The following is an 18,297-nucleotide window of genomic DNA, read 5'->3' on the forward strand; positions in this document are numbered from 1 at the left end:
CGCCATGGGAGACAACATGCCACAGGACGAGCACGGAAGCGCCCTGCTGGTGAGGGACGCCATGGAGCACGCGGTGGCGGAGCTGCCGCCGGCCCTCGACCTGGTGCCCGCGGCGGTCGTCCAGGGACGGCGCCGCAGGGCACGGGTGCGGGTCGCCGTCGCCGCCGGGGTCGCCTGTGCGATCGGGGCCGTGGTGTTCGGATCCGCGGCGCTGCCGGGCGGGGGCGGCGGGGGTACGACGGTCCGTCCCGCCGCGAGCACCACGCCCGCGCCGCGTACGTCCAAGGAACCGGCGCCGTACCGGACGCCGGTCCACATCGAACCCACCAGCGACACCGAGGAGTCCATGGCCGACCTGCCGCCCGCCGAGCGCAAGCGCCAGGAGGGGTTCCAGCAGCAGGCGGCGGTGCTCCTCGACGAGCTGCTTCCCGACGCGGTCGGCCTGATCCGGCCGGTCGACCTCGCGGTGTGGCGCTACCAGGGCGAGACCGCGGGCGGGAAGGTGTTCACCGTCACCCTGTCGGTACGGCCCTCCGGCAGTGTCCCCAGGACGACCCGGCACGGGGACACGTGCCCCGAGGACCCCGACTCCCTCAGGGGCGGCAGCTGCGAGCAAGGCACGCTGCCGGGCGGCATCAAGGCGACGGCGTACCGCCTGGTCGACGGCTCTCCGGACACGATGTACACCCGGGTCCGCTTCGTCTACGGCCACAGCGACGTGGAACTCGCCGTCTACCCCGACCAGGACGCGAAGGCCTCCGCCCCGGTCACCGCGGGGCAACTGCTGGCGGTGGTGCGCGACCGGCGCTTCCTCGACCTGGTGCGGTACGCCGACGCGAGTCCCATGGAGAAGAAGCAGATCTCCGTCCTGGGCGGCTGAGCGGCGCCGCCACCGGGCGGCACGAGGGCCCCGGCCGGGATCCGGCCGGGGCCCTTCGGGTCGTACGCGGCGTGGGTCAGCGGACGGTGGAGCGGGCGGCCTGCTCGATGATGCGGGTCACCGCGCCGGGACGGGAGACCGAGACGGCGTGGGAGGCCTGGATCTCGACGGTGTGGGCGTGGGCCCGCTTGGCCATGAAGCGCTGGGCGGCGAGGGTGATGTTCTTGTCCTGTGTGGTGATCAGGTCCCAGGACGGGATGGTCCGCCAGGCGGCGTTGACGGCCTTCTCGTCGAAGACCGACGCGGCCACGGGGCGCTGGGTGGCGGCCATCTGCTCGGCGACGGACTTCGGCACGTCGGCCGCGAACTGGGCGTGGAACTTGTCGGCCTTGATGTACAGGTCGGTGCCAGTGCCGCCGCCGGGGAGCGGGAAGGGCACGGCGTTGAGGGTCTCGCCGAGGGTGCCGCCGGGGAACGTGTCGGAGATCCGGGTGACGGTCTCGCCCTTGTCCGGGGCGAAGGCGGCTATGTACACCAGCGCCTTGACGTTGGGGGAGTCGGCCGCGGCCTCGGTGATCACCGAGCCGCCGTAGGAGTGGCCGGCGAGCACGATCGGCCCCTTCACGCTCTTGAGGAAGCTGCGGATGTACTCCGAGTCGCTCGCCAGCCCGCGCAGCGGATTGGCCGGGGCCACGACCGGATAACCGTCGCGCTTCAGGCGCTTGACCACGCCGTTCCAGCTGGAGGCGTCCGCGAACGCGCCGTGCACCAGGACGACCGTGGGCTTCTTCTCCGCCGGGTGGTGCGTGGCCTTGGCGGCGTTGGCCGGAGCCGTGGCCGCCAGCGTGAGCGCCGCGACGCCTGCGGCGGCGCCCAGGACGGCGACGCGCTTGCGGGTGGGGCGGAAGACGGTCTTGAGGTTCACGGTGGCTCTCCTTGCGGTACGGCGCCCGGCTCCGGCCGGGCGAGCGGTCCCCGGGGTGTCCGCCCCGGGCGATGCCGAGAAACCTAGCGTCCATTTATCTTGCGTGCAACCCAATGGTGCTCCAGACAATGGCCTCCGTGGAAGATGTCACAATGTCCGCCGAGGCAACCGACCGACGACCGAGGAAGGGGAGGAAACCGTGAGCGACGACAACCGCGCGCCCGGACAGGGCGGCACCGGGGAGCCCTCACTGCTGCTGGACGACCACTTCTGCTTCACCCTGTACGCGGCCTCGCGCGCGGTCACCGGCGCCTACCGGCCCCTGCTCGACGCGGTGGGCCTGACCTATCCCCAGTACCTGGTCATGGTCGTGCTCTGGGAGCACAGGACCGCGCCCGTCAAGGACCTGGTGGCCGCCCTGCACCTGGACTACGGGACCCTCACGCCGCTGATCAAGCGCCTCGAGGCCCGAGGCCTGCTCGAGCGGCGGCGCCGGGCGGACGACGAGCGGGTGGTGGAAGTGGCGCTCACCCCGGAGGGAGCCGCACTGCGGGAGCGCATCCGCACCGTCCCCCTCGCGGTCGGGGAGGCCATGGGCCTGGCCCTGGAGGAGATCGGGACCGCCCAGGAGCTCCTCCGCCGGCTGACGGCCAACGTGGACGGCCACACCACCGGTGCCGAGTCCGCGGGAACGGCCTCCCCGAGCCCGGCCGGCCCCTGAGAGCGGCCGCCCGGGGCAACACAATGGTGCGGCGCCCTTGATCATGTGCGGGCCGGGGCGCAGCGGCATCGGGCGGGGGAAGAGGAATGGGAATGCCCGAGGACCGGCCGGGGCGCGGCGCGGGGGAGCGTGAGTTCGACGCGTTCTACAGCGCGAGCGTCGGCCGCCTCGTCGGCCAGCTGTACGCGATGACCGGCGACCTCGCGGAACCGCGTGGCGTCGCTGCGGGAAACCGGTCACTAGGGGGCGAGTTGTTACGGCCCCATGACATTCGCGGTGTAACCCCCGGGGTGGACCGGCGCGTAGAGCCTGTGCATCGCGACCGTACCCGAACCGACCGATGGGACTGAACGTGCCCTCCTCGCACTCCTCGTTCCCCGCGCGCCGCCGCGGCGCCGCCCGGCTCGCCGCCCTCGCCCTCACCGCCCTTGTCCTCGGCGCCTGTTCCGGGAACGGGGGCGGCGTCCGGGCGGACGCGTCCGCCGCCGCCACCTCCGGCTCCGCCCCCGCGGCCGCTTCGCCCTCGTCCCCGCCCCTGCCCATGGCTTCCGCATCGGCCTCCGCGCCGGGCGGCGCCGCGCGCTGGGCCGGTACCAAGCAGTTCGTGCAGATCCGCGACGTGTGGGCCCGCGACGGGCGCACCTACCTGTCGGTGCGGGCCGCACGGAAGATGTCCGCCACGGGACCGATCGAGGCGTGGGAGGTCGTCCCCGGCCAGGGGCCGTACACCACGGTGTCCATGGCCGCGGACGGCCGGGTCCTGCTGTCGGTCCCGCTGGGGGACGACTCCGTCCCCCATGCCTACTCCCAGGCGCAGTTCGTCAGCCGGTGGACGGCCGCGCCGTCGTACCGGCACGGCCTGGGCTACGACCTCAGCTTCGACGCGAACGGCGAGGTGACCCGGGCGCAGTCGCTCTACACCCCCTGATCCCGGCCGGGGCACGGGTGCGGGCCCTGCCCGGCCGAAGCGCCGGGCAGGGCCCGCGGCGGACGGTCAGGTGCTGGTCAGCGCGGCCTGGCCGCGGTCGGCCCGCATCGGTCCGGTGGCGGACGGCCGCACGTCGAAGTCGAACATGGCGGTCGGCACGTACAGGGAGCAGCATGCGTTGGGGATGTCGACGATGCCGCTGATGCGTCCCTCTATGGGGGAGGAGCCGAGCAGCAGGTAGGCCTGCTCGCCGCTGTAGCCGAACTTCTTGAAGTACTCGACGGCGTTGAGGCACGCGCGGCGGTAGGCGAGCGTCGCGTCGAGGTAGTAGTTGGTGTCGGTGTCGTGGTCGACGGAGATCCCGATGAAGGTGAGGAAGTCCGAGTAGCGCGGTTCGACGTTGCCGGGCATGAACACCGGGTTGGTCGAGATGCCGTACGTCTCCATGCCGCCCTTGATCAGGTCGACGTGGAAGTCGATGAACCCGCCCATCTCGATGGCGCCGCAGAAGGTGATCTCCCCGTCGCCCTGGCTGAAGTGCAGGTCGCCGCCTGAGAGCTTGGCGTCCTTCACGTGCACCGGGTAGAAGACCCGGGAACCCCGCGTGAAGTTCTTGATGTCGTGGTTGCCTCCGTTCTCACGGGCCGGCACCGTACGGGCGCCCTCCGCGCAGATGCGCGTGGCGAGGTCCCCGGTGGCCGTGCCGGCGAGCGCGTGGGAGGAGTCCGGGGGGACGGCCAGCGGCGGGACGCGGTCGGGGTCCGTGTCGATGAGCGCCTTCTCGCGCGCGTTCCACCGGCCCAGCAGCTCGGCGGAGGGGGCGGTCCCGAACAGTCCGGGGTGGGTGATGCCGGTGAAGCGGATCCCGGGCAGGTGCCGGGAGACCGCCTGCTGACCGTGGAAGTCCCACACCGCCTTGTAGGCGTCGGGGAAGTAGTCGGTCAGGAAGCCTCCGCCGTTGGCCTTGGCGAAGATGCCGGTGTAGCCCCAACCCTGGCCCGCGGCGTCTCCGCTCTGCTGGGGCACGGGGCCGAGGTCGAGGATGTCGACGACGAGCAGGTCGCCGGGCTCGGCGCCCTCCACGCCGATCGGGCCGCTGAGCATATGGGGGATGGTGAGGTCGATGTCGCGGACGTCGTTGGCGGAGTCGTTGTTGCCGACCTGGCAGTCGGTCCAGTCCCGACACTCCATCCGGAACTCGGCTCCGGGCTTCACCATCGCGACGGTGGGTATGTCAGGGTGCCACCTGTTGTGTCCGGGGGTGTCCTGATCGCGCATCGACTTGGTCTGGTCCACGCTGAAAACTACTTCGGGCATGACAGCCTCTCTTTTCTGATCCGGTCAGGACGTTGCGCCCGTGCCTCGGGCCGATCCGGCAGATCCGGCCGATCCGGGCCCGGGCCTAACCCGGGGACCCGGCCCTCGCGGCGGCCCGGGCCTCCTCCCGCGATTTCCTGGTGAGCGGCCACAGCGCCCCGAACACCACCACTGCGAAGGCGCCCAGAGCGATCGCGATCTCCGTGGTGTGCTTCCAGTAACCGGACAGCAGCAGCGCCGCGGGAATCACGCCGGTGACCCAGCCCTCGATCGCCGTCACCCAGCCCACATAAGTGTTGAGCGCCGTTTTCCTGAGACCGAGCACCACGAAGAACAGCGCCCACAGGAACGACCAGTACAGCCAGATGACCCCGAACGGGTAGTCCTTGAAGAGATGGAAATTGACGAACGAGTACCCCAGGGCCACTATCGCCACGAACAGGGAGTAGTACCCGACGCAGATATTGTCGATGCCGGCGAGCAGGACAATACCCACGTAGAGGTAGGTGAATCCGAAGAGGTAAATCCCGGATGCCGCCAGAATCTTGTCCTGGTCACCGTTGGCCGTGAAGATGAGGTAGGTCGGCGTCAGCACCTGCAGCGCACCCACGAAGAGGTTGAACACCGCCGCTGACTTGGGGTCGGCCTTCCCCAGCAACAGCAGGCCGTTCATGAACAGCACCGCACCGACGAAGAGCAGTCCCCCGTTTGCCACGGGGACGCACCTCCTAAGTCCGCGTGGGGACGGATGGCCGCCGGCGCGCCACCGCATTCCGCCTCGGCGGGAACAGCGTCCGCGCCCCGGCGTCGGCCCCCCTGAGCACCTCTGCCTCGGCGATCACCGCCCTCAGGGCCTGGGCAGCCGCGAGAGCGCGGGGTGCGGCCGCGGCGCCACCCGCTCGCGCGGCGGCGGTCCGGCCACGACGGCCGGCATCTCGCGGGACTTCTCCTCCCGTTCGCGGAAGGAGGCCATCTCGCGCGGCGTCACGGCGAGGGATGGCGACGAGAACACGCGCCGGGCCGTGCCCGCGCAGACAGGACAGTCGTAGGCGGTGGGCGCGGTACCGATCGCGAGCTTGACGTCGAAAGGCCCGCAGCCGCCGCAAAGATATTCATAGGTTGCCATGAAGTTGCCTCCGGTTATCGGCACACAATGGTCAACCTCGACGTCTGCCGCACACCCCGTTGAGCGCACGCCGGGGAACGATCCCCTATCTCAAGGAGACGCCACCGCAACACAGTTGTCAAGGTCGCCGGGAAGCGCCCGGGCGCACCGGGCGGGCCTTCCGGAGCGGCTGCGCGGCGTATGCTCGGAAACAACGGGTTTCACTCGTGGCTGCGTCCCGACCCTTGGAGGACGGCCATGGCGAAGATTGTTTCCGTACTTTATCCCGACCCGGTAGGCGGATATCCCCCCGACTACGCGCGCGACCGGATTCCCGCCATCACCCGCTATCCGGGTGGGCAAACGGCGCCGACCCCTGAGGCGATCGATTTCACCCCGGGACAGCTGCTCGGCTGCGTCTCGGGGGAACTCGGGCTGCGACCCTTCCTGGAAGAGGGGGGCCACACCTACGTCGTCACGTCGGACAAGGAAGGACCGGACTCGGTCCTGGACCGCGAGCTGCCCGACGCGGACATCGTGATCTCGCAGCCCTTCTGGCCCGCCTACCTGACCTCCGAGCGGATCACCGGCGCCCCCCGGCTCAAACTGGCCGTCACGGCGGGGATCGGCTCGGACCACGTCGACCTGCCGAGCGCCATCGCGCACGGCATGACCGTGGCGGAGGTGACCTTCAGCAACAGCATCAGCGTGTCCGAGCACGCGGTCATGCAGATCCTCACCCTGGTGCACGACTATCTGCCCGCCCACGAGTGGGTGACCGCGAAGAAGGGCTGGAACATCGCCGACGCGGTGTCCCGCGCCTACGACATCGAGGGCATGGACGTCGGCGTCCTCGGCTCCGGCCGCATCGGCCAGGCCGTGCTGCGCCGCCTCAAGCCGTTCGACGTGCGGCTGCACTACTGCGACGTGCACCGCCTGCCGCACGAGCTCGAGGCGGAACTGGGGCTGACCTATCACCCCGACGTGCGCTCCCTGGCGTCCTCGGTCGACGTGCTGTCCATCCACACCCCGCTGCACCCGCAGACGCAGAACCTCTTCGACGACGACCTGATCGGCACGATGCGGCGCGGCGCCTACATCGTCAACACCGCCCGCGCGCTCATCGTGGACAGGGACGCCGTGGTGCGCGCCCTCACCAGTGGCCGGCTGGCCGGCTACGCGGGCGACGTCTGGTACCCGCAGCCGCCACCGGCCGACCATCCCTGGCGCACCATGCCGTACGAGGCGATGACGCCGCACGTGTCGGGGTCGACGCTCTCCGCGCAGGCCCGCTACGCGGCCGGGGTCCGGGAGATCCTCGAGTGCTGGTTCGGGGGGCGCCCGATCCGCCAGGAGTACCTGATCGTCGACGGCGGAGGGCTCGCCGGGGCGGGAGCGCATTCGTACACGGTCGCCGGCTGACCGGGGGCCGCACCAAGGGGGGCGGGGGGTTGGGGCGAGTATGCCCGCTGTGAGGCGGTTCACTGCACTTTTCCTGGACGGATACCACTCACGGCTTTAGCGTTCATATTCACCGGCCTTTTCCGTGGATGCTTTGTCAATGGCGCCGCGCACATCGGACGGCACAACACTTCGCGCGGAACAAGGCGAACGCCGGAAAGGTGGACAAGTGAGCATGGACGCCGTGTGGGTCCGTGGCGTGAACGGCCTTCAGCTGCATCACGTCACCGACCTCCAGGACGCGGGCAGGTTCCTGGGCAACGCAGCCATGGCCCTGCGGGCCGCCCACGTACGAACCGGAGCCGACCACTACGCCGGCATCGCCGCCGAGCTGAAGGCCCTGGTCACCAGGGTGCGGGAACTGGAGGACCAGGCCCGCTCCGCCATGCACGACCTGCACGCGACCGACCCGGAGCGGTTCGCCCGCTGCCGCGACGGTCACGAGCCGTGGCCCGGCGAGATCCAGGCCGGGTTCATCCCGCGCCACACCTGCCGGGACGAGTGCCTGTACCACGACCGCGGTGTGCTGGAAGCGATCACCCAGTGCACCTGCGGCCGGCCGCCCTGCCAGGCGTGCGAGATCGGCGGGAAGCCGGAGATGAACTGATCCACCACGCTCCGCGGCCGCCCTCGGGCGGCACGAAGGCCCCGACCGGACGGTCGGGGCCTTCGCCGTGGTCGCGGCCGGGAGACGGCGCGCGACGGGCCCCGCGACACCGGACCCCGGAAGGCGTGCCTCACCCCGGTCGCGGTGATCGCGCAGGGTCTCCCCGGCCTCGGGGGCGGCCCCTGGCTAGAGGACGAGCCGCACCAGCAGTGCCGCCGCCGCCAGGGCGGCCGCCGTGATCGCGAGGAAGCGGGCGACCCGGTGGCGCGAGGGCAGGGGGAGGACCTCGATGCCCGTGGGACCGGGGAAGGCGTAGAAGACACGGTCGGGGTCGGTGGGGACGGTGATGCGGGCGAGGGGCAGGTGACGCAGGATCACCTTGCGGTGAACCTCGCCGGTACGGGGGGCCAGGCGCGGGGTGAGCGCCTGGGCGTGTGTGGCGTCGAGGCCGTTCGGGAGGGGGTCGTCGCCGGTCAGGACGGCCTCGCGCCACTGGCCCGTCCGGGCGGTGCGCCGGCGGACGGGGAACGGGGGCCGCTTCCGGGGACGGCGTACCGCCTCCCAGTGGCTGCGCTGCTCGACGACGCCGCCGACCCAGGTGGTGATGAACCCGCTTCCCGCGCAGGCGTCGTGCCGGACCGTGCCGCCGCCCTTGCACTTCGGGCAGTCGACGAGCCCCGTCCCCTTGCACTGGGGGCACTCCGTGCGGCCCCGCCCGGCGCAGGTGGGGCACGCGGCCTCCGGGCGGCGGCACTTGGCGCAGCGGACGCGTTTGGGAGCGGTGCGGGAGGCGGTTTCCGCCGCTCGGTCGCGATCACGGTCGCGGTTCCTGTGGCGCGGGCGCGGTTTGCCGGTGCCGTCGCATTCGGCGCAGGAGCCGAGTCCGCGGCAGTCCGCGCAGGCCGTCGTCGGGTCGCAGGGGAGCCGCCCGCGGCCCTCGCAACGCCTGCAGGCCCACTCGCCGTTGCCGCACTCGCAAGCGTTGTGGCGTACGGATCCCTCGCGGACGAGCTCGATCCGGCGGACGGTGCCGTGGTCGCCCGGCGGGCCGGGCCGGTAGCCGGCGATGTGCGTGTAGGTGGGAAGCGCGGAGAGGTCCTTCCTGCCCTTCTCGGTCCGGGCGGTCTCCCTGCGGGTCTCCGTCGTGCGGCGGATGCGGCAGTCGAGGATGGAGTGCCAGGCGAGGTCCGCGCTGCCCGGGGCGTCGAGGCGGAGGGCGCCCCCGTCCAGGGAGAGGTGCCGCGCGAGGGCCTGCAGCATGTCGTCGTCGGACGGCGGACCGGACGGGTTCTGGGCCAAGGCGACCACTCCCCTCGACAGGTGCGAGGCGCACTGTCGGCAGGGTACGGGCGGCCTCATCCGCCATCAAGATCCAAGGCAGGGAGGGAGTTTGGACTCCCTCCCCCGCCGCGGACTCAGCTCTCGCCGGTGGTGCCGCCGCTCCCGTAGGGACGGGTGATGACCTCCATGCCGTGGCCGGCCGGGTCCATGAAGTAGACGCCGCGGCCGCCGTCGTTGTGGTTGATCTCGCCGGGCCGCTTGCCGTGCGGATCGGCCCAGTAGGTGAGTCCGGCCTCCTGGATCCGCCGGAGGATCCCGTCGAACGCGGCCTCGGGGACGAGGAAGGCGTAGTGCTGCATGGCGATCGAGTCCGCCGGGACGGTGGCGAAGTCGAGGGTGACGCCGTTGCTCAGCTGGAGGGGGACGAACGGGCCCCAGGCCTCGCCGGCCCGCAGGCCGAGGATGTGCGCGAGGAAGTCGGCGGATTCCCGGTTGTCGCGGGCGTGGACGATGGTGTGGTTCAACTCGACTGACACGGTGGGATGCCTCCGCAAGGCATTCTCACGGGCACCTCCATGCCTCACCCGGCCGGTGACCGGCACGCGATGCCGTGTCCACGATCCTATGCCGGTCCGTAATCCGGTGGGCCCGGGGCGGTCGCGGCCCGTACGGTGGACGGCCGGACCGAGCGGGAGGGTGACGATGACGGAGACGATGACGCTGTGGCGCCCCACCGGGCCGGAGGAGCTGGCCCTGGTCGAGGCGTCGGGCTGGACGCGGTGGCCGCCGCGGCTGCCCGAGCAGCCGATCTTCTACCCCGTGCTCGACGAGCAGTACGCGATCCGGATCGCCCGTGACTGGAACGTCCCCGCCTCCGGGGCCGGCTACGTGACGCGCTTCGAGGTCGACGCCGGGTTCGCGGCCCGCTATCCGGTGCGCCAGGTCGGCGGGCGGACGATTCTGGAGCTGTGGGTCCCCGCGGAGGAGCTGGCGGAGTTCAACCGGCACATCGTGGGACGGATCGAGGTCGTCCACGAGTTCCGCGCCGCGTAGCGGCCCGGGCCCACAGGGGCGCGGGCCGCGCGCTCACGCTCGGCGTTTCCGGGACCCGGTACCCGCGGGCACGTGCCGTCCGGCTGCCGGACCGACGGGACGGAACTGGGGTCCGTAGGTGCGGCGCCCGTCGGGGAGCGGCATCTCCATGAGGGCGAGGGCGGGCTCCTCCAGTTGCTCCATCGTCTGGATCGCACGGTTGAGCGCGCCGTGGTCCCCTGACTTCCACGCGGTCTCGAGGTCGCGCAGCAACCCGCCGTAGGCGATGTCGAAGCGGCGCAGCAGGACGGCCACCTCGCGGGGCGGGTCGGGCCAGCCGCCGCGGGGGACGACGCCCATCGGGCGGACGGCCGGGAAGGGGATGGGCGGGCCGCTGAACTCCCAGAGGCCGTCGACCTCCTGCAGGGCGCGGCCCTGGTGGATCTCCGCGAAGGCGTAGTAGTGGGACATGGCGCGGTGTCCCCCGGTGGCCTCGGATGACGGTGCCTCGGGGGAGGAGGAGCTGCCCTCGCCCTGCTCTTTGATGATCTCCAGGGCGGCGACGGCGTCGTCGATGGTCCGTACCGGCCGCAGTTCGTCCGGGCCGATGCGCTGGCCCATCTGGCCTCGGGTGGAGAGCTCGGGACGGTGGTCGAGGAAGGCGCTTCGCAACCCGTCGTAGAAGTCGCCGATGGTCGGCGGACCTGCGGACGGCACGGGGAGCGGCGACTCCGGGGTCTCGATGACCATGAGGACGTCGCGGACGTACTCCCGGGTGAGCCCGGACAGGTACACCCTCAGTTCGCTGCGCACACCGCCGGGCAGGGGGCCCGGGTAGTCGGGCGTGAGGCCGGCGATCCGCGGCCGGCCGCCCACGGCGACCAGCATGTTGCAGGCCAGGCCCATGTGGAACATCTCGTCGACGAGGATGCCGCGGATGAGGCGGGCGACGGTGGAGGACCGGTCCCGCACCGACCACCAGGCGCACAGGTACGGGGGGATGGTGGCGAGTTCCAGCTCCACGGCGACCTGCAACGCATGCCGCAGCCAGCCGGTGTCGCGGGAGGCGGCGGGAACGGCCATCAGCCGGGCGACCATGCCGCGGGCGACGGCCGCCGCGATGCCGGGGGCGACGGCCTCCGGCGCCGCGGCCGCGACGGCCGGGACCGGGGCGGCCGCCGCGGCCGGCAGTGCCGGCGGGGCCGCGTGGGCGGCGGTGCCCAGGACGGCGGGGCTCACGGCGGCCAGTGCGGCCGACTTCACGAAGCCCCGGCGGTCGAGGGCCGCCGGCGGGGACACACTGGTCCCGCGTTCGTTGTCCTTGTCGTCCACCGGCCCTGTCACACAGGTCTCCGTCCCCGAGAAGAATGGCACGCGGGGACACCGCACACGGCGGACCCGCGAGGCTGGCGAAGCTACCAGCCGGGCCGCGGCACTCAGGCCCGCGACGCCGCGCGCGCCGCGTCACGCCGCCCGTGCGGCCCAACGGGCGCCGGGCGCGGCCCCGGGATCCGGGGGGCGCCGGTCACCGACATGACGAGGGAGTACAGGGTCGTGGTGGCCGTGATGAAGAGCCGGTTGTTCTTGGCGCCGCCGAAGGCGATGTTGGAGACGGGCTCGGGGACGCGGAGCCGCCCGATGAGGGTCCCGTCCGGGTCGTGGCACAGGACGCCGTCCTCCATCGCGGCGACCCAGAGGCGCCCCTCGTCGTCGAAGCGGATGTTGTCGAACCGGCCGCCGCCCGGGCGGCGCTCGGCGAAGACCTCGCCGCCGGAGAGGGTGCCGTCGTCGTGGACGTCGAAGACGCGGATGTGGCCGGCGCGGGTGTCGGAGACGTACAGACGGGTCTCGTCCGGGGAGAAGACCAGCCCGTTGGGGCCGCCGAAGCCGTCGGCCACCAGGCGGACCTCGCCGCTGACGGGGTCGGCGCGGTAGACGTTGCACGCCCCGATCTCGCTCTCGGCGCGGTGTCCCTCGTAGTCGCTGGTGATGCCGAAGTCCGGGTCGGAGAACCAGATCGTGCCGTCGGAGCGGACGGTCGCGTCGTTGGGGCTGTTGAGCCGCCGGCCCCGGTGGCGGTCGGCGATGACGGTGAGCGAGCCGTCGGGCTCGGTACGGGTGACCCGGCGGTTGCCCTGCTCGCAGGTGATCAGCCGGCCCTCGCGGTCGAGGGTGTTGCCGTTGCTGTGCCCGGCGGGCGAGCGGAAGACGCCGACGGCGCCGGTCGCCTCGTCCCAGCGCAGCATGCGGTCGTTGGGGATGTCGCTCCACACGACCTGCCGCCAGGCGGGGAGGTAGACCGGCCCTTCCGCCCAGCGGCAGTCCCCGTACAGCCGCTCCAGGCGCATGTCGCCGTTGGCACAGCGTCCGGTGCGGAAGCGCTCATCCAGGATCTCGTACGGATCGGTATCGACATCGGATGACATGGTTTCTCCATTTCCCGAAGTAACAGTATGAGGTTCAGCCGCTTTTGAGTATGACAGGACCGGCTATGGTCGTCTCCGGAATACGGCGAAGTCGAGGGAAGGGCCGACGTGGACCGGATCGACCGAGAGCTCGTGGCACTGCTCCAGCAGGACGCCACGCAGGCCTACGCCGCGCTGGGCAAGGCGGTCGGCCTGTCGGCCGGCGCCGCGCACGAAAGGGTGCGCAAGCTGCGCGAACGGGGAGTGATCCGCCGCACCACGGTCGACGTGGACCCGGCCGCCCTCGGGCAGGGCGTGCTGGCCTTCGTCATGGTCGACTCGTCGGCCTGGATGGGGGATTCGGCCGGGGCCTTCGCGGCGGTCCCCGAGATCCAGGAGGCGCACGTCATCGCGGGCAGCGCTTCGGTACTGGTCAAGGTCCGCACCGCCACCACCGAGCAACTCCAGGACGTGTTGCGCCGGCTGTACGCGATCGAGGGCGTCAGCGGCACCCAGGCCACGGTGGTGCTGGAGACCTTCTTCGAGCGCCCGCCGACACCGCTCACGTGAGTCCGGCCTGCCGGGCCGTCACCTCCCGTACCCGCGTGGGATCGGACATTCGGGGCATCCGAACATCAGGAGGTGCTGACCATGGTCCCCCTGCAGGCCGTCCCCGAGTACGGGGAGCACGACGCCGGGCGGCTGCGCGCAGAGAACGAGCAGCTGCGCCGGGCGCTGGCCAGCCGGTCGGTCATCGACCAGGCCACCGGCATGGTGATGGCCCTGACGCCCTGTCCCCGCGAAGCTGCCTGGGCGATCCTCGTCCGGGCCTCCCAGTACGGCAATGTGAAGCTCCGTGACGTCGCGGCCGCGCTCGTGGCGAGCGCGGAGGGACGGCCCCTGCCGCTCGCGGTCCGTCATGCCCTCCTACGGGCGTCGCGCCCGCGCGGTGCCCGGCCAGGAAGGGGCGGCGCGCCGGGAATGAGCGGCTGAGCGGCCGCGGAGCCCCCACCCGGCCCGGAGCCCGGGTCGGCGCGTCAGGGATCCACGGGCTCGCCGGCCCGCTCGCTCTCCTCGACCTGCTCGACCTCGTCGCGGAGGCGGCGGCAGGTGCGGGTGATGAGCCGGGAGACATGCATCTGGGACAGGCCCAGCTGGTCGGCGATCTGACTCTGGGTCATGTCGCGGAAGAACCGCAGGTAGAGGATCTGCCGCTCGCGAGGCGGGAGTTCTCGCAGCCGCGGGGCGACGGCCACGCGGTCCACCACGGAGTCCAGGCCCGGGTCCTCGGCCCCGAGGGTGTCGAGGAAGGTGCGGCCCTCGGCTCCGGGGGTGGCGGAGTCCAGCGACGCGAGGGCGAAGCTGTCGAGGGCCTCCATGGCGTTCAGCACGTCCTCCTCGCTCAAGCAGGCGTGCGCGGCGATCTCCGCGACGGTGGGGGTGCGGCCCTGGACCCCGGTGAGTTCGAGACGGACGGTACGGACCCGGCTCCTGAGCTCCTGGACCCGGCGGGGGACGTGGACGCCCCACAGATGGTCGCGGAAGTGCCGTTTCACCTCGCCGACGATGGTGGGGACGGCGAAGCTCTCGAAGGCGCTGCCGCGTGCGGGGTCGTAGCGGAGCACGGCCTTCACCAGGCCGAGCGCGGCGACCTGCCGGAGGTCCTCAGTGGTCTCGCCGCGGTGCCGGAAGCGGCCGGCGAGCCGTTCCGACATCGGCATCCAGGCGACGACGACCTGCTCGCGCAGGGCCTGCTTCTCCGGGCCGTCGGGGAGGGCCGCGATCCGGCGCAACGCCTCGGCGGTGTCGGGGGTGTCGTCGTCGTGCGGACGCGGACGGGGACGGGCGTGCGGCAGCGGGTGCGGGTGGGGGTGCGGGTGCCTGGTACGGGGCTTTCGGGCGGCCATGACAGGTCCTGCGCCTTCCTGCGGGGTCCGGGTCGCGGGGACCGCGCCGCGCAGGGCGTGCCGTGCGGGCGGCACGCCCCGCGCTCCGGGCGGCCCGGCCGGGCGCCCTGCGCGTGCGTGCCTCCCTTCCGAAGCACGGGAATCGCCTGCCCCGGGCCGCCGTGCGCAAACCCCGGCGCACCGCGCGGCGTCAAGCCCGCGCCGACGGGGCGGCCGCCAGGGAGACCGCCGCAAGCAGCACGGCCGCCGGCGCGAGGGCGGCGGCGGAACCGTGGCCGATCTGCAGCGATCCGCCGGTCAGGGCGCCGAGGAACATGGCGAGGACCGACAGCACCCGGCGCGCGGTGGCGGGCCCGGGACGGTCGGCCGCGAGCCCGGTCACGGTGAGCGTGAGGACGGTCGTGGTCAGGTCGGGCACGGCCAGTTTCCGCACCACGGCGTTCTGCAGCCCCATGCCGACGGCCAGCAGGACGATCAGCGCGTACCGCGAGGCTCCCGCGAGAGCGGCGCCCGCGGCCCCCGCGACCAGGACCGCGTGCGCCGCGACGAGCAGCGCGAACAGCCGTACGGGCGCGGCGACACGGGCAGTCGCCCGGCCCCCGGCGAGCGCCCCGGCGACGAAGGCGGCCCCGGCCGTTACCGAGGCGGGGGCCGACAGGGAACGGTCTCCGGCCAGGGCGAAGCCGAGGAAGACGACGTTGCCCGTCATGTTGGCCACGAAGACCCGGCCGAGGCCCAGGTAGCTGACGGCGTCCACCAGTCCGGTGACGAAGGTCAGCACGACGAGCAGCGGGGGCAGCACCCCGTGGTGCCCCGGAGTGCCGGGGAACAGGCGGGCGGCGGCCCGGCCGAGCAAAGAGTCCATGCCCCAGCTTGGGCCACCGCCCCGGTGGTGAGCGCCCGTCAGGGCACGGTGAGACGGCCGGTGGTGCGCAGTGCGGCCGCGCCGCGTACGCGCGGCATACGGCGCCCGGCCCTGGCTCCGGCACGCGCCCCGTCCCCGGCCCCGGACACGCCCGCCCGGACCGAGCGCGCGTCGCCGTTCCGCCATGCGGGTAACCCATGGGCGTCAGCCGCGGGACACCGGGAAGTCGCGCGGACAGGGAATGAAGGGGCGACAGTACCTGCGGACAGGCGCGTGAGGCGCGGGGGCGACCGGACCATGGGCATCACTTCCACGACGACTGCATCCCCGCTGCGCCGGCTGCCGCTGCGCCCGATCGCCTGTCTGGCCCCGATCGTCCTCGTCGGCTGGTGGGTGGTCCGGCACTGGCCGCTGATCGCCAGCGGGGGCCGCGAGCTGCTCGGCGCCAACCGGGGCTGGCTGCTGGCCGCGGTGGCGACCACCGGGCTGGCCTGGGTGGCGGTGTCGTTCATGCGGCAGGGCGTGGTCCTCGAACGGCTTCCGGCGGGGCGGCTGCTGGCCGCGCAGTTCGCCGCGGGCGCCGCGAACCACCTGCTGCCCGCGGGCATCGGGGCGAGCGCGGTGAACCTGCGCTTCATGCGGGCCTGCGGGCTGCCGCCGGCCCGGTCGGCGGCAGCCATCGCGCTGTACTTCCTGGCCGAGTGCGTGGGCCGCGGGACGCTGCTGGTCGTGCTGCTCGCCGTGTTCCCGCACGCGCTGCGGCTGGACGGCCTGCTGCCGGACGGCGCCTCGGTGCCCGTGGGGCCGGCGGCGGCGGTGACCGGCGCGGTCTGCGCGGTCGTGGCGCTGGCGTTGGTGTGCGTACCGCGACTGCGGCGGGTGGTGCGCTCGTTCCTGGCCACCGCGCTGACCGACGCGCGGACGCTGCACGCCCGGCCGTCGCGGGCGCTGGCGCTGTGGGGCGGCTCGCTGGCCTTCCCCGCGCTGCAGGCGGCCGGGCTGATCGCGGTCACGCTCGCCCTGGACATCCCGGTGCCCTTCGCCCATGTCGCGGTGGCCTATCTCGCGGCGAGCGTCGCGGCGGCGGCGGTGCCCACCCCGGGCGGCGTCGGTTCGGTCGACGCGGCCCTCGTGGTGGCTCTGGTGGCCTCCGGAGCGTCGCTCGCCGCCGCGACGTCGGCGGTACTGGGCTACCGCATCGTGACCGTGTGGCTGCCCCTGCTCCCGGGCGCGCTGACGCTGGGCGCGCTGGTCCGCTGGAAGGTCGTCTGACCGCCTGGCCGCCTGACCGCCTGACCGGGCTCAACGCCTGACCGGCGAGGGGCCCCGGCCGAGCCCGGCACCGTCACCGCCGCGGCGAAAACCCCGTGGTGAACCGCGTGTGCCGCGTGCCAGGCTGACGGCGGGACCGCACGCCGGAGGAGAGACCGCTGGAGCTGCACGAGTACGCGGAGCAGGACGCGACCGGACTGCGGGAGCTGATCCGCACCGGCGAGGTGACCGCGGCCGAGGTGGAGGCCGCCGCACGCCGGGCGCTGGAGACCGCGGGCGCCGGGCTCAACGCCCTGACGCGGCCGCTCTTCGACCCCGCGCCCGCGCACCGGGCGGACGGGCCGTTCGGGGGCGTGCCCTTCGTGATCAAGGACGGCGGGCCCTTCGCGCGGGGCGTTCCCTTCACCCTGGGCAGCCGTGCCGTGCGGGGCGCCGTCGCGGACGCCGACCACGACCTGATGACCCGTTTCCGCGACGCGGGCCTGGTCGCGCTCGGCCAGAGCACCGCCCCGGAGTTCGGCCTCAGCTTCGCCACCGAGCCGGTGCGGTACGGGCCGACGCGCAACCCCTGGGACCCGGAGCGAGGGGTCGGCGGGTCGAGCGGCGGCTCGGCGGCGCTGGTGGCCGCGGGCGCGGTGCCGCTGGCGCACGCCAACGACGCGGGCGGCTCGATCCGCATCCCGGCCTCCTGCTGCGGGCTGGTCGGGCTCAAGCCGAGCCGGGGGCGCACCCCCTGCGGGCCGCTCGCGGGCGAGGCGGCGTTCGGGCTCCAGGTGGAGTTCGCCCTGACCAGGACGGTTCGGGACGCGGCGGCGCTGCTCGACGCCGTCGGAGGGCCCGCGTACGGCGACAAGTACCCCCTCCCGGCACCGCCGCGGCCGTACGCGGAGGCGGTGCGCGCCGATCCGGGGCGGCTGCGGATCGCGCTGACCACCGCCGCCTGGACGGGCACGCCCGTCGACCCGCAGGTCGCCGCGGTCACGGTCGACGCCGGCAAGGTGCTGGAGTGGATCGGGCACACCGTCACCGAGGACGCGCCGCGCCTCGACGCGGACGACCTCGTCGAGGCCACCGTGCTGGGCGCCCTCGCCAGTGGCGGCGCGCTGCTGCGGGCGGCGCCGCGCATGGACCGCTCGCAGCTGGAGGCGGTGTCGCGGGCGGTGCTCGCCGAGACCGAGGCGTGCACGGCGCTCGGGCTGATGGCGGCGGTCGACGCGCAGCACCGCGTGACCCGCGCGGCGGGCCGCTTCCTCACCGGGTACGACCTGCTCGTCACGCCGACGCTCGGCGCGCTCCCCGCGCCGCACGGCACCCTCGGCTACGACGACCCCCGGCACACGGTGCGCTCCTGGCTGCGCGAGCTGTTCGCGTACGGGCCGTTCACCGCGGCCTTCAACGTCTCGGGGCATCCGGCGATCAGTCTGCCGCTGGGGCAGAGCCGCGAGGGGCTGCCGGTCGGGGTGCAGCTCGTCGCCGCCCAGGGCCGGGAGGACGTGCTGCTGGGCGTGGCCGCGCAACTGGAGCAGGCCGTCCCGTGGCGGGACCGCAGGCCGCCGTTCCCGGTGGGCTGAGCGCTTCCGCGCGGCCCGCG

20 protein-coding genes and 1 pseudogene are annotated in these 18,297 nt (G+C 73.1%); 11 read left to right on the plus strand and 10 right to left on the minus strand.

The window, feature by feature from the left end:
* The first annotated feature begins 16 nt into the window (after positions 1-16).
* Positions 17-880, plus strand: coding sequence for a hypothetical protein (locus ACWDAS_RS10850; RefSeq protein ID WP_450388546.1), 864 nt, complete (start codon positions 17-19; stop codon positions 878-880).
* A 76-nt stretch (positions 881-956) separates the two neighbouring features.
* Here the strand turns inward: ACWDAS_RS10850 and ACWDAS_RS10855 are convergent, their stop codons facing one another.
* Entirely contained in the window at positions 957-1,805 is an 849-nt protein-coding gene (locus tag ACWDAS_RS10855; protein WP_450388547.1) for an alpha/beta fold hydrolase, read from the minus strand.
* A 199-nt stretch (positions 1,806-2,004) separates the two neighbouring features.
* Here ACWDAS_RS10855 and ACWDAS_RS10860 point away from each other — a divergent pair, with 199 nt between their 5' ends.
* The 3 genes and pseudogenes from ACWDAS_RS10860 to ACWDAS_RS10870 all read left to right on the plus strand — a co-directional run bounded on the left by ACWDAS_RS10860 (position 2,005) and on the right by ACWDAS_RS10870 (position 3,454).
* Positions 2,005-2,526: a MarR family winged helix-turn-helix transcriptional regulator gene (locus ACWDAS_RS10860; protein WP_450388548.1), complete on the plus strand. Its 522-nt coding sequence runs from the start codon at positions 2,005-2,007 to the stop codon at positions 2,524-2,526.
* A 92-nt stretch (positions 2,527-2,618) separates the two neighbouring features.
* Positions 2,619-2,747 (plus strand): annotated as a pseudogene (locus tag ACWDAS_RS10865) (SigE family RNA polymerase sigma factor); the annotation flags it as partial.
* 119 nt (positions 2,748-2,866) lie between these two features.
* On the plus strand, positions 2,867-3,454 hold the full coding sequence (locus tag ACWDAS_RS10870; protein WP_450388549.1) for a hypothetical protein: 588 nt from the start codon (positions 2,867-2,869) through the stop codon (positions 3,452-3,454).
* A 66-nt stretch (positions 3,455-3,520) separates the two neighbouring features.
* Here the strand turns inward: ACWDAS_RS10870 and fmdA are convergent, their stop codons facing one another.
* The 3 genes from fmdA to ACWDAS_RS10885 form a co-directional block, all read right to left on the minus strand.
* A complete protein-coding gene (gene fmdA / locus ACWDAS_RS10875; protein WP_450388550.1) occupies positions 3,521-4,771 on the minus strand; it encodes a formamidase in 1,251 nt (416 codons plus the stop codon).
* Between the two features lie 85 nt (positions 4,772-4,856).
* Complete coding sequence (locus ACWDAS_RS10880) at positions 4,857-5,486, minus strand: AmiS/UreI family transporter (protein WP_450388551.1); 630 nt, start codon at positions 5,484-5,486, stop codon at positions 4,857-4,859.
* Positions 5,487-5,618: 132 nt separating this feature from the next.
* Positions 5,619-5,897: an FmdB family zinc ribbon protein gene (locus tag ACWDAS_RS10885; protein WP_450388552.1), complete on the minus strand. Its 279-nt coding sequence runs from the start codon at positions 5,895-5,897 to the stop codon at positions 5,619-5,621.
* A 237-nt stretch (positions 5,898-6,134) separates the two neighbouring features.
* Here ACWDAS_RS10885 and ACWDAS_RS10890 point away from each other — a divergent pair, with 237 nt between their 5' ends.
* On the plus strand, positions 6,135-7,298 hold the full coding sequence (locus ACWDAS_RS10890; protein WP_450388553.1) for an NAD-dependent formate dehydrogenase: 1,164 nt from the start codon (positions 6,135-6,137) through the stop codon (positions 7,296-7,298).
* Positions 7,299-7,512: 214 nt separating this feature from the next.
* Complete coding sequence (locus ACWDAS_RS10895) at positions 7,513-7,944, plus strand: hypothetical protein (RefSeq protein WP_450388846.1); 432 nt, start codon at positions 7,513-7,515, stop codon at positions 7,942-7,944.
* A gap of 186 nt (positions 7,945-8,130) precedes the next feature.
* Here ACWDAS_RS10895 and ACWDAS_RS10900 read toward each other — a convergent pair whose 3' ends face one another.
* Both ACWDAS_RS10900 and ACWDAS_RS10905 read right to left on the minus strand, forming a co-directional pair.
* Positions 8,131-9,243, minus strand: coding sequence for a hypothetical protein (locus ACWDAS_RS10900; RefSeq protein WP_450388554.1), 1,113 nt, complete (start codon positions 9,241-9,243; stop codon positions 8,131-8,133).
* A gap of 116 nt (positions 9,244-9,359) precedes the next feature.
* Positions 9,360-9,761, minus strand: a complete 402-nt coding sequence (locus ACWDAS_RS10905; protein WP_450388555.1) for a VOC family protein — start codon at positions 9,759-9,761, stop codon at positions 9,360-9,362.
* 166 nt (positions 9,762-9,927) lie between these two features.
* Here ACWDAS_RS10905 and ACWDAS_RS10910 point away from each other — a divergent pair, with 166 nt between their 5' ends.
* Positions 9,928-10,278, plus strand: a complete 351-nt coding sequence (locus tag ACWDAS_RS10910; RefSeq protein WP_450388556.1) for a hypothetical protein — start codon at positions 9,928-9,930, stop codon at positions 10,276-10,278.
* A gap of 33 nt (positions 10,279-10,311) precedes the next feature.
* Here the strand turns inward: ACWDAS_RS10910 and ACWDAS_RS10915 are convergent, their stop codons facing one another.
* Entirely contained in the window at positions 10,312-11,601 is a 1,290-nt protein-coding gene (locus tag ACWDAS_RS10915) for a ferritin-like domain-containing protein (RefSeq protein WP_450388557.1), read from the minus strand.
* Positions 11,602-11,693: 92 nt separating this feature from the next.
* A complete protein-coding gene (locus ACWDAS_RS10920) occupies positions 11,694-12,683 on the minus strand; it encodes an SMP-30/gluconolactonase/LRE family protein (protein WP_450388558.1) in 990 nt (329 codons plus the stop codon).
* A 108-nt stretch (positions 12,684-12,791) separates the two neighbouring features.
* On the opposite strand from ACWDAS_RS10920, the gene ACWDAS_RS10925 reads away from it, so the two are divergent.
* Together ACWDAS_RS10925 and ACWDAS_RS10930 are read left to right on the plus strand one after the other, a co-directional pair.
* The gene (locus tag ACWDAS_RS10925) at positions 12,792-13,232 is read left to right on the plus strand and encodes an Lrp/AsnC family transcriptional regulator (RefSeq protein ID WP_450388559.1); all 441 of its coding nucleotides are present in this window, start codon (positions 12,792-12,794) and stop codon (positions 13,230-13,232) included.
* A gap of 81 nt (positions 13,233-13,313) precedes the next feature.
* Positions 13,314-13,655 carry an ANTAR domain-containing protein gene (locus tag ACWDAS_RS10930; RefSeq protein ID WP_450388560.1) on the plus strand — a complete coding sequence of 114 codons (342 nt, stop codon included), beginning with the start codon at positions 13,314-13,316 and terminating at the stop codon, positions 13,653-13,655.
* Between the two features lie 44 nt (positions 13,656-13,699).
* On the opposite strand, the gene ACWDAS_RS10935 is transcribed toward ACWDAS_RS10930, so the two are convergent.
* Positions 13,700-14,569, minus strand: coding sequence for a SigB/SigF/SigG family RNA polymerase sigma factor (locus ACWDAS_RS10935; protein ID WP_450388561.1), 870 nt, complete (start codon positions 14,567-14,569; stop codon positions 13,700-13,702).
* Positions 14,570-14,759: 190 nt separating this feature from the next.
* Positions 14,760-15,434, minus strand: coding sequence for a YoaK family protein (locus ACWDAS_RS10940; protein ID WP_450388562.1), 675 nt, complete (start codon positions 15,432-15,434; stop codon positions 14,760-14,762).
* 297 nt (positions 15,435-15,731) lie between these two features.
* Here ACWDAS_RS10940 and ACWDAS_RS10945 point away from each other — a divergent pair, with 297 nt between their 5' ends.
* Positions 15,732-16,706, plus strand: a complete 975-nt coding sequence (locus tag ACWDAS_RS10945) for a lysylphosphatidylglycerol synthase transmembrane domain-containing protein (RefSeq protein WP_450388563.1) — start codon at positions 15,732-15,734, stop codon at positions 16,704-16,706.
* Between the two features lie 224 nt (positions 16,707-16,930).
* A complete protein-coding gene (locus ACWDAS_RS10950; RefSeq protein ID WP_450388564.1) occupies positions 16,931-18,277 on the plus strand; it encodes an amidase in 1,347 nt (448 codons plus the stop codon).
* Positions 18,278-18,297: the final 20 nt, after the last annotated feature.

The organism is Streptomyces sp. NPDC001070 (genome assembly GCF_053598835.1).